The sequence below is a fragment of the Corallococcus llansteffanensis genome, from assembly GCF_003612055.1.
Classification (GTDB): domain Bacteria; phylum Myxococcota; class Myxococcia; order Myxococcales; family Myxococcaceae; genus Corallococcus; species Corallococcus llansteffanensis.
This window is the reverse complement of sequence record NZ_RAWB01000343.1, coordinates 1-10,856: the sequence shown is the minus strand read 5'-3', so window position 1 is coordinate 10,856 and position 10,856 is coordinate 1. Positions and strand designations below refer to the sequence as shown.

Genomic DNA, 10,856 nt, shown 5'->3' with positions numbered 1-10,856 from the left:
GCGCTGACCTGCCCTGGCGAGCAGGACTACATCTTCGGATGAACGGGCAGCCGTTCCGCCCCGGGTTGCGGGGGGGCGCCCGGGAAAGGAAGTGGGCCGACACGTGCTACGCGTTCTCTTCGCCCTGATGTCGCTCCTGCCGCGCGCCCCGCGCCGGCGCGTCGTGCGCGGCCTGATGCACGCCGTGTGGGGCAGGCTGTCCCATGCGAAGGTCCATGGCCTGAAGGACCTGCCACCGGGTCCCTGCCTCTTCATCTGCAACCACCTGTCCAACGCGGACGGCTTCACGCTCTACCGCGCGCTGCGCCCACGGCAGGTCGTCTTCCTGGCGGGCGTGAAGCTGCACGGCACGGTGATGACGCGGCTGGCGGCGGAGACGATGGACACCATCGACATCACGCCGAACTCGCCGGACATCGAGGCCCTGCGCCGCTGCGTGGACCTGCTCAAGGGCGGCCAGTCGGTGCTCATCTTCCCGGAAGGCGGGCGCAGCCGCTCCGCGGGCATGCTCCAGGCGAAGAAGGGCGTGGGCCTCATCGCCAAGCGCGCCGGGGTGCCCATCGTGCCGGTGGCGCTGACGGGCACGCAGAAGCTGATGCCCATCAACGACTCCGACATGGGTGGCGAGCGGCTCTACCACGCCGACGTCACCGTGACCTTCGGGCCCGCCTTCCGCATGCAGGACCTGGAGCCGGAGCTGGCCGGCGCCCCGGATGCGCGCCAGGCGCTGGTGGACGCGATGATGCGCCGGGTGGCCGCGCTGCTGCCGCCGGAGTACCGGGGCGTCTATGCGTCGGGCCCCGAAGCGGTGGCCCCCTCCGCGCCGCCCGTCGCCGCCCCACCGCCGCCCGCCTGAAACGAAGACGGCCGCGTGGGCGAAGGTGCCCACGCGGCCGCTTTCTTCACGCTTGCGTCAGGAGCAGGAGCCCGGGGCTCCCGCTACTGGAGGAACGCCTTCTTGACCTCGGTGAGGAGCGGGTTGGCGCCCGTCGCGGGGTCGGTGCAGCCCTGGTTGATGGTCCAGATGATGGTGCCGCCGTAGCCGTTGGCCTTCGCGTACTGGCCCTTGGCCTGGATGGCCTCCGGACCGTCGTAGGTAATCCAGCGCACGGTGCCGTCCTCCACGGGCGTGGAGAACGTGACGTAGTTGGCCTGCGCCGCCGTGTCCCACTTGAGGGTGCCCGTCTTGGAGAGCTGGAGGATCTTCTTGTACGTGAAGGAGTTGTCCCCGCCCACGTAGTCGGACCAGTTGGTGAAGGGCTGGCGCGGGCCGGTGATGTTGCGCCACGCGAGGCCGTAGAACGGGATGCCCATGCCCAGCTTCGCCTTGGGGATGCCCGCGTTCACCCATGCCTTGAGGCTGGACTCCACCGACGTGGGATGGGTGCCGGACTCGCCCGTGAGCGCGGACGTGAACCACGAATCCCAGCCGTCCCAGACGCCAATCATCTCGTAGGACATGATGTTGACCTGGTCCAGGTACGTCGCGAGCTGCGGGTACCACTTCAGCTCCGCGTCGCCGCTGAAGTTGTTGTTCACCCAGCCGATGGGGAACGTCAGCAGCATGTTGGGGCGCACCTGACGCAGCCGCTGCACGAGCGCGAGCAGGTTCGGCTTGTCCGCCTCCTCCACCGGCTCCCAGTCGATGTCGAGCCCGTCGTAGCCGTGGTCGTCCATCACCTTGAGCAGGTTGGTGACGAACTTCTCCCGGTTCGCGCTCGTGGCCGCGCCCACCCAGCCGGCGTGCTCGCCCGCGCCGCCCACCATGATGATGGCCTTGCGCCCCGCCGCGTGCGCGCGCGTGGACAGCGTCTTCGCCATGGCGGAGCCGTTCGAGTTGTCGAAGAGGGCGCTGACCGTGCCGTCGGGCTTCGGCGTCACGCGCCCGACGATGATGTGCGTGAGCGCGGTGAAGTCCACCTTCTCCGGCGGGTACTCATCCGCGTTCCAGCCCGTGTAGTAGCCGGACACCCACTTGTTGGTGCTCCCCACCGGGCCCGTCACGGTGATGTCCGCCAGGGCCTTCTTCGTCGTGTCCGCGTTGCTCGTCGCGACGACGTGGTAGCTGCCCGCCGTCTGCGGCGCGGTGTACGTGCCGCTGGAGGTGATGCTGCCGCCCGTGGCGCCTTCCTGGATGGACCAGGTGACGGCCGTGTTGGTGGCGCCCGTCACCCTCGCGGTGAAGGTCTGCACGCCGCCGCGCGCCAGCGTCGCGCTCAGGGGGGTGACGGTGATGCTCACTCCGGTGGGCGCCGTCCGCGTCCCCGTCACCGCGGCGGAGCGGGGGCTCTCCCCGGCCGCGTTCAGCGCGGTGACGACGTACCAGTACGCCGTGCCGGTGACGGCGCCGGTGTCCTTGTAGGACGCCGCTGTGACGGGCGCCGAGGTGAGCTTCGTGTACGTGCCCGTCTGGGACGTGGCGCGGTAGACGTTGTAGCCCGTGGCGCCCGTCACCGCGCTCCAGCCAAGCGCGATGTCCGTCGAGGAGCCGGTCGCCTTCAGGCCCGTGGGGGCGGCAGGAGCGGTCGTGCTCGCCGCGAGGCGGAGGTTGTCGAAGTTCATCGCGGGCAGCGTGCGGCCCGCGTTCTCCATCACCACGAACCCGCTGAGGCTCGCGTTCGCCGCGCCCAGGTTCGTCAGGGGCACCCGGCACAGCGTCCAGGCGGAGGCCTTGATGGTGCCGCCCGCGCAGAACGGGTTGAGCGCCACGGGCGTCTTCTGGGACGTGCCCACGGTCGCGTAGACCGCGAGCGCGGGGTTGCTCGTCGCGCCCGGGTGCACCTGGAGCTCCACGAAGCCATAGCCCGTGGTGGGGACGCCCGCGTGGTGCAGGTACACGCCCTTCCAGGCGCCGAACGTCGCGGAGATGGAGCGCGTGCCCGCGAACACGGGGCTCGTCGCCGTGAGGCTGTGCGTCGCGTAGGACCAGTCTTCCCAGCCTGAACCCAATGCGTCGTCGTAAAGCGTGGTCGCGCTGGCGAGCGCGTCCTGCTGGGATTCCACCAGCGAGTCCTCGTCACCGGCGGTGGAGGTGAACTCCGGGGCACCACCACACCCGGTGTGCACCGCGCCCAATGCCAAGAGGAACCCCATGAGCTGTCTTCTCAAGTTTGCTCCTGTCGCCAGGTGGAGGAGGTGGTGCCGGGGGTAAGGCCTGTCCTGCCCGCGGCGCGTGGCAGGACGCCCCCGGTCACCCTGTCGCCGGCCGGAATTGGCGGGCGTGCAACGGGGGACCTGGCGATCGCGGGCTGACAAACACCGCGAACGCCCGTCTGCGTTCAAGGCATGGGGTGGGGCATTTGGGCACGTCGCAAGGACGCCCGGCCGGTGCGGGGACGGCCTCGCGGGCGCCTGGTGTCAGAGGGAAACGTGCCTGGAGACGGCGGGAGCGGGCGGGCCCTCCCCGCGCCTGGAGGCGCCTCAGGCGCGCCTCCAGGGGGAAGGTGCCCGCGCCGTCACACGCGGGACTTCAATCCTTCACCCATGACGGACGTCTGTCTTTCGACGTCAGGCCTTCGACGTCAGTCCTTGGGAGATGACGTGAGGAAGGTCCAGGCGCTGTCGTGGCCCTGGAGGTACGTGCGGAAGTGGTTCTCGCCGGGGCGGTAGAGTCCCGTCTGCTTGAGCTGCTCGTGTAGCGCGGGCAGGTGATAGTAGGGCACCGACGGGAAGAGGTGATGGGAGAGGTGATAGCCGGCGTTGAAGGGCGCGATGAAGAAGCGCTCGAACCACGTGGGCGCCTCCACGTCCCGCGTCTCGTGCGTCTCGTCCTCCGTGGCCGGCGTGAAGGGGTGCTCCACCACCGCGCGGATGCGGAAGGCGATCATCATCAGCGTCAGGGACGGCAGTGACCACAAGAGCAGGTAGTGCAGCCAGCCGCCCGCGAGGGTGAGGCCCACGATGAGGGCCACCAGGAACAGCGCGTAGCGCACGTGTTCGGCGCGGGAGACGGGCGGCCCCCCCTTGCCCGACAGCCGGCCCGAGTAGGACCAGGGGATGATGATCTTCATGTGCGAGGCGGTGAAGACGCCCACCATGTCCCCCAGCAGCACGCGCGCGGTGCCCCAGCGCGTGCGCGGGAAGATCCACGCGCTGTCGCGCTGCGCGGTCCGCCAGTAGGGGTCCTGGGGCGTGTTGACGTAGCGGTGGTGCTCCGCGTGCTCCTTGCGGTAGCCCGCCGTGGTGATGTTCGTGGGGAACGCGCACAGCATGTCCGCCACGAAGTCGTTCGCCGCCCGGTTCGTGAACAGGTGGTAGTGCGCCGCCTCGTGCACCAGGCTCAAGAGCGCGTGCTGCCGCGTGGAGATGATGATGGCGGCCAGCACCCATGCCCACCAGCGGTCCACCTGCACCACGAACGCCACCGACAGCGCGATCATGATCCACTGGCGGGCAATCGCCCAGAGGCCCCGCGCGTTGACCACGACAGACAGCTCTCGCACCTTGGCCGTCAGCGACCTGCGGTCGAACGCGCGAGAGGTGACCGCTTCCGAGTCATCCAGCGACAACCGTTCCGGAACGGCAAGCATCGGGGGTAGACCTCCTGCGTGGGACTACACCGCCTAAGCGGTAATTATATCTTATCGCGATAATTAAGAACGCGGAAAGACCCGCCCGGGCTTCCAGTCCGGGTGGACCGGGGAGCGGTGGGACCGGCAGGTGTTGAGTGGTGCCCAGACGGCCGCCGTCCAGGGGCCCTGGCGCGCGCTGTGGCCGGGCGCTCGCGCCTTTTGGCCATTGTGCCGGGGGGGTTGTCCGTACACTGGTTTCAAACGCCCTTTCCGCGTCCCGCGGCCCATGGAAAGGACGGGAGGTCCCAGCCCTCCCCGGTGAATGGATGCAGGCACCCTTCGACTTCCAGAAGCTCTTCGAGCTCTCCCCCAACCCGTACATGTTGCTGGACCGCGAGCTGCGGTACGTGACGGCGAACTCGGCCTACCTGCGGGTGACGGCCAGCCGGCTGGAGGACCTGGTCGGGCGCTACGTCTTCGAGGCGTTCCCCAACGACCCGGAGGACCCCGCCAACAGCAGCGTGCGGATGCTGCGCGACTCGTTCTCCCGGGTGCTGACGGAGGGGGTGCTGGACTCGCTGGCGCTCATCCCCTACCGGGTGCCCCGGTGGACGGACGCGGGCATCGTCGTGGAGGACCGCTTCTGGAGCGCGACCCACACCCCCGTGCTGGATGACGGGGGCCGGGTGGCCTTCATCCTCCAGCACACGATGGACGTGACGGAGCTGCAGCAGCTCAAGCAGGCCATGCGCGACGTGGAGCAGGCGGCGCGGGAGCAGCCCGGGTCGCAGCTGGAGGGCGGGGTGTTCCTGCGCGCCCAGGCGGTGCAGGAGGTGAACCGCACGCTCTCCGACGAGAGCAGGCACCTGCGCCGGCTGTTCGAACAGGCCCCGGGCTTCATGTGCTCGCTGAAGGGGAAGGAGCACGTGTTCGAGCTCACCAACCACGCCTACCTCCAGCTCGTCGGCCACCGGAGCATCCTGGGAAAGCCCGTGCGCGAGGCGCTGCCGGAGGTGGAGGGGCAGGGCTTCTTCGAGCTGCTGGACCAGGTGCTCTCCTCCGGAGAGCCCTTCATCGGTCAGGGCATGCGCCTGATGGTGCAGCGCGTGCCCGGCGGGCCGCTGGAGGAGTCCTTCCTGGACTTCGTGTACCAGCCCGTCGTGGAGGCCGACGGGAGCATCTCCGGCATCTTCGTCCAGGGCAGCGACATCACCGCGCAGAAGCGCGCGGAGCAGGAGCTGGCGCGCCACCGCGACCACCTGGAGGAGCTGGTGCGCGAGCGCACGCGGGCGCTGGAGGAGAGCGAGGCGGAGCGCCGCCAGACGGAGGCCGCGCTGCGCCAGGCGCAGAAGATGGAGGCGGTGGGCAAGCTCACGGGCGGCGTGGCGCACGACTTCAACAACCTGCTCCAGGTGGTGAGCGGCAACCTGCAGCTGCTCCAGCGCGACCTGGCGGGCGACGCGAAGGCGCAGCGCCGGCTGGAGGTGGCGCTGGGCGCGGTGGAGCGCGGGGCGCGGCTGGCCTCGCAGCTGCTCGCCTTCGCGCGGCGTCAGCCCCTGGCCCCCACGGCCATCAACGTGGGCCGGCTGGTGCGCGACATGGACGACCTCTTGCGCCGCGCGCTGGGCGAGGACGTGGAGGTGGAGACGGTCATCGCGGGCGGGCTGTGGAACACGTCGGTGGACCGCAACCAGCTGGAGAACGTCATCCTCAACCTGGCCATCAACGCGCGCGACGCCATGGAGGGCCGGGGCAAGCTCACCATCGAGGCGGGCAACGCGATGCTGGATGACCACTACGCGCTGCTGCACCCGGAGGTCACCGCGGGGCAGTACGTGATGCTGGCCGTCTCCGACACGGGCTCGGGCATGACGCCGGAGGTGATGGAGCGCGCGTTCGAGCCCTTCTTCACGACGAAGCCGGAGGGCCGGGGCACGGGCCTGGGGCTGAGCATGGTGTACGGGTTCGTGAAGCAGTCCGGCGGCCACGTGAAGATCTACAGCGAGGTCGGGCACGGCACGTCGCTGAAGCTCTACCTGCCGCGCACCTTCCAGGTGGCGGTGCAGCCGGCGGACACCGCGGCGGGGCCGGTGGAGGGGGGCACGGAGACCATCCTGGTGGTGGAGGACGACCCGGCGGTGCGCGGCACGGTGGTGGAGGTGCTGACGGAGCTGGGCTACCGCGTGCTCAAGGCATCCGACGGGCAGAGCGCGCTCGCGGTCATCCAGAGCGGCCTGCCGGTGGACCTGCTCTTCACCGACGTGGTGATGCCGGGGCCGGTGCGCAGCCCGGAGCTGGCCCGGCAGGCCAAGGAGCTGCTGCCGGACCTGGAGGTGCTCTTCACGTCGGGCTACACGGAGAACGCCATCGTGCACGGCGGCCGGTTGGATCCCGGCGTGAGCCTGCTGAGCAAGCCGTACCGGCGCGAGGACCTTGCGCGGAAGCTCCGCGCGATGCTGCGCCAGCGTGAGCAGCGGATCGCGGCGAAGGCCGTGAAGCCGCCCACGCCCACCCCGTCGCGTGTCACGGAGGCTGAAGTGAAGGGACCGCTGCGCATCCTGCTGGTGGAGGACGACCCGGACATCCGCGAGTCCGCGTCCGAATTGCTGACGGACATGGGGCACGGCGTGCACGCGGTGGGGAGCGCGGAGGCGGCGCGCACGGCGTTGGGCGAAGCGCCCTTCGACCTGCTCTTCACGGACGTGACGCTGCCGGGCATCTCCGGCGTGATGCTGGCGCGCGAGGCCGTGAAGCAGTATCCGTCCCTGCGCATCATCATCGCGTCGGGGGATTCGCGCGCGGTGTCGACCGAAGGTGGCCGGGAACTGGAGCGTGTGGTGTTGCTGCCCAAGCCGTATGACCTGAACCAGATTGAACGCGCGCTGCTGCAGGCCTCCGCCGCGCGGACGCGGCCCGCGTGACGGACACGCACGCCCGACCAGGCGAGGAGGTCATCTACGTCGCCACGCTGCCCGGGCTGGAGCCCGCGCTGGAGGCGGAGTCCCGCGAGTGCGGCCTCGCCCCCCGGCGCGCGGAGGGCGGCGTCGAGTTCGTGGGCCCGGCGGGCCTGCACCAGACGGCGAACCTGCAGCTGCGCACCGCGAGCCGCGTGCTCTTGCGCCTGGGCACGTTCACGGCGCCGACGGCGGAGGGGCTCGTGCGCGTGCTGGCGCGGCTGCCCCTGGAGGGCCTCTGGGATGGCCGGACGCCGCCGAAGCTGTCGGTGAGCCTGCACCGCTCCGTGGCGCCGGGGCCCAACGTGGTGCTGGAGTCCGCGGCCATGGCCTGGGGCCTGCCCGAGGTGGGGCGCGCGGGGCACCTGGACGACGAGGGTGGCGGCCCGGGCCTCACGCTGCTCGTGCGCGGGGAGGGGGACAAGTGGACGGTGAGCGCGGACACCTCCGGGGCGCCGCTGTACCAGCGCGGCTACCGGCAGGAGGTGGGGCGCGCGCCGCTCCGGGAGACGCTGGCGGCGGGCATCCTCCGGCTCGCGGGCTATGCCGGGGACGTGCCGCTTCTGGACCTGATGTGTGGCTCGGGCACGTTCCTGGTGGAGGGGGCGTGGATGTCCCAGCACCGGGCGCCGGGGCTGTCGCGCGCGTTCGCCTTCGAGTCCTTCCCGTCCTTCGACAAGGACGCCTGGGCCCGCCGCCGCGCGGAGGCCGAGGCCCAGGTGCTGCCCGCGCCGCGCGTGCCCGTGCGGGGCTACGACATCAACGCGGGGGCGCTGGGGACGGCGCGTCGCAACGCGAAGCGCGCGGGGCTCACGCTGACGCTGGAGCGGCACGACCTGCGCACGCTCCAGGCGCCGCCGGGAGTCCCGGGGCTGGTGGTGGCGAATCCTCCCTACGGCAAGCGCGTGGGCGAGGAGGAGGACCTGCCGGGCCTCTACCGCGCGCTGGGTGCCACGCTGCGCGGCGCGTTCCGCGACTGGCGCAAGGCGCTCATTGTTCCCGAGGACGCGAAGCTCGTGGCGGCGCTGGGGCTGGAGGGCGCGCGCCAGCTGCCGGTGCAGAACGGCGGCCTGCGCTGCCTGCTGGTGCTGGCGGGCCCGTGACGCGCGGGCCCGGGGCGCCTCCCCGTTAGAGCGGCAGCACCAGCTCGAAGCGGGCCCCACCCTCGGGCCTCGCTCCGGCGCGCACCTTGCCTCCGTGCGCGAGCACCACGCGGCGCACGATGGCGAGCCCCAGGCCGCGCCCGTTGGCGCGCGTGAGGAAGAAGGGCTCGAAGACGCGCTGCGGATCCACGCCCGCGATGCCCGGGCCTTCGTCCTCCACCACCAGCGACACGCCTTCGGGCACGGGGCGCACCGCCACGCGCACCGTGCCCCGCGCGGGCGACGCCTGCAGCGCGTTGCGCATCAGGTGCGTGACGGCGAGCTGCAACAGCGTCTCGTCACCGGCGAGGTCCGGCACCTCCGGCGCCTCGTCGAAGACGACGTGCGGCGTGGGCAGGTCCTCCCGGCCCTGGAGCTGGCCGAGCGCGCGGTGCACCAGCTCTCCCAACTGGACGGGGCGCGGCCGGGGCTCCAGCGGGCGCACCGTGTCCAGCAGGTCGCGCACGATGTCCTCCAACCGGATGGCCTCCTCCTCCAGCATCTCCACCGCGGCGGCGCCAGAAGGGCCCAGGCGCGGCTCGCGCTTGAGCACCGCCACCGTGTTGAGGATGGCGCCCAGGGGATTGCGCACCTCGTGGGCCACGACCCCCGCCGCCTCGCCCAGCGCCGTCAGCCGCTCGCTCGCGACGAGCTCGCCCTGGAGCCGCGACACCTCCGCGAGCCGTGCCTCCGCCGCCCGGTGGTGGCGCACGTTCTCCAGCGCCCCGCCGATGAGCTGCGCGAACAGCTCCAGCGCGCCCGCGTTCGCGGGCGTCAGCATGGGGGACTGCACCGCGAGCACGCCGAAGGGCTCGTCCCCCACGAAGAGGGGCGCGTCCAGCGCGCGCGAGCCCGGGGGATAGATGCGCTGGATGTTGTCCGCCACCTCCGCCGAGTGGAGCTGCCGGGCCATGGTGAACGCGTCCGGATGGAAGACCGACTTGCGCCGGGTGAGCACCTCCTCCAGGTGGGGCATGGCCGCGCGAGGGAAGCGCACCTCGTGCACCGGCTGGCCATACAGCCGTTCGGCGGCCGCCAGGCTCTCCGGCTCCTGGCGCAGCGGCCCGTGGCGCAGGAAGTCCCCCTCCAGCAGCATCACGGAGACGTAGAAGCCCTGCCGGTGCACGGCCTCCACCGCCAGCTCCAGCACCGCCGTCTCGTCGCGGCAGCGCAAGAGCTCCGCCGCGGTGGACACCAGCACGGTGGACAGCCTGCGCACCGCGTCCCCGCCCGCGGCGTCCAGCAGCAGCACGAGCTGCTCCTGGGCGATGCGGCCCGGGCCGGTGATGAGCGACAGCATGTGACGACGTCCGTCCGCTCCCCGCATCCGGATCCAGGCCGGTTGATCCGGCAGGGGCTCGCCCCGCGCCAGGGCCTGGGACAGCGGCTCCACCCATGCGCGCTCGTCCGGACTGAAGCGGGCGCTGAACTCACCCACGGATGGCAGCTCGCCTTCGCGCAGGCCCAGCAGCGCCCGGAGGGCGTCGTTGGTGAACACCAGGTGGTCGCTGCGGACGACGAACAGGGGCACCGGCAACGCCTGGAGCAGCCCGTCCATCGTGGTGGGCAGGGAAGGGGGGCTCACGGCATCCCCTGGGCGGCGCCGACCGCTTCCCCGTCCGCATGCCGCGCCAACGCGCCGGGGCGCAGGCCCCGAGGCAATCGCCACGCGCTGGCGCCGTAGGAAGAGGTGAAGCCGTTGCTGATCCGGGAGGACACCATGAACTTCGTGAACGAGTTGGACCGCAGGGACCTGGAGTTGAAGTCCGTCATGGCGGTGATGGTGGCCTTCGTGGCGATGGCCGGGGTCTTCCTGGGCCAGTTGTTCTAGGCCCGTTTCCGGGCCCGGCTTGGACCCTATCAGGGCTTCTTCGGTCGGCGGACGTACTGCTGGATGAACTCGCGCTCCTCGGCGCGCAACGCGCTCAGGCGCAGTCCGTAGCCGCGCGGGTTCTTGCCGTCGTCCAGGGAGTTCTCCCAGATGACGGAGCTGCGCAGGGTCATCACCCGCTCCGGATCATCGAAGCGCAGCGTCAACTCCACCTGTGTCCCCAGTCGCAGCGGCCGGTCCGTTCCGATGAACAGGCCCCCTGACGACAGGTTGATGATGCGGTGGTCGGTGAAGATGCCCGTGTTCTTCATCGTCACCCGCACGTCCGCGTGGAGCCGGTCGTCGGAGCGGCGCTCCAATCCCACGAACTCGGCGCTCGAGTAGGTCGGCGGGGGTGGAGGCGCCGGGCGCCGGAACG

The 10,856-nt window shown here is 71.1% G+C and carries 7 protein-coding genes; 3 read left to right on the top strand and 4 right to left on the bottom strand.

Translation table 11 applies throughout. The features are described from left to right. Positions 1-103 precede the first annotated feature (103 nt). Entirely contained in the window at positions 104-856 is a 753-nt protein-coding gene (locus D7V93_RS27370; RefSeq protein WP_120646197.1) for a lysophospholipid acyltransferase family protein, read from the top strand. Positions 857-939: 83 nt separating this feature from the next. Here D7V93_RS27370 and D7V93_RS27365 read toward each other — a convergent pair whose 3' ends face one another. Both D7V93_RS27365 and D7V93_RS27360 read right to left on the bottom strand, forming a co-directional pair. Continuing rightward, positions 940-3,093 (bottom strand): glycosyl hydrolase family 18 protein, encoded by a 2,154-nt coding sequence (locus tag D7V93_RS27365; RefSeq protein WP_244237538.1) that lies wholly within the window; start codon positions 3,091-3,093, stop codon positions 940-942. 428 nt (positions 3,094-3,521) lie between these two features. Beyond that, complete coding sequence (locus tag D7V93_RS27360) at positions 3,522-4,529, bottom strand: fatty acid desaturase family protein (RefSeq protein ID WP_120646195.1); 1,008 nt, start codon at positions 4,527-4,529, stop codon at positions 3,522-3,524. Positions 4,530-4,837: 308 nt separating this feature from the next. On the opposite strand from D7V93_RS27360, the gene D7V93_RS27355 reads away from it, so the two are divergent. Continuing rightward, on the top strand, positions 4,838-7,432 hold the full coding sequence (locus D7V93_RS27355; RefSeq protein ID WP_120646194.1) for a response regulator: 2,595 nt from the start codon (positions 4,838-4,840) through the stop codon (positions 7,430-7,432). Continuing rightward, positions 7,429-8,568, top strand: coding sequence for a THUMP domain-containing class I SAM-dependent RNA methyltransferase (locus D7V93_RS27350; RefSeq protein ID WP_120646193.1), 1,140 nt, complete (start codon positions 7,429-7,431; stop codon positions 8,566-8,568). Before D7V93_RS27355 ends, D7V93_RS27350 begins: the two co-directional genes overlap by 4 nt. Before the next feature lie 25 nt (positions 8,569-8,593). On the opposite strand, the gene D7V93_RS27345 is transcribed toward D7V93_RS27350, so the two are convergent. Further along, positions 8,594-10,192 (bottom strand): sensor histidine kinase, encoded by a 1,599-nt coding sequence (locus D7V93_RS27345; RefSeq protein WP_372338352.1) that lies wholly within the window; start codon positions 10,190-10,192, stop codon positions 8,594-8,596. A gap of 275 nt (positions 10,193-10,467) precedes the next feature. Further along, the coding region (locus D7V93_RS27340) for a TIGR02266 family protein (RefSeq protein ID WP_120646192.1) at positions 10,468-10,856 on the bottom strand (389 nt) is incomplete at its 5' end.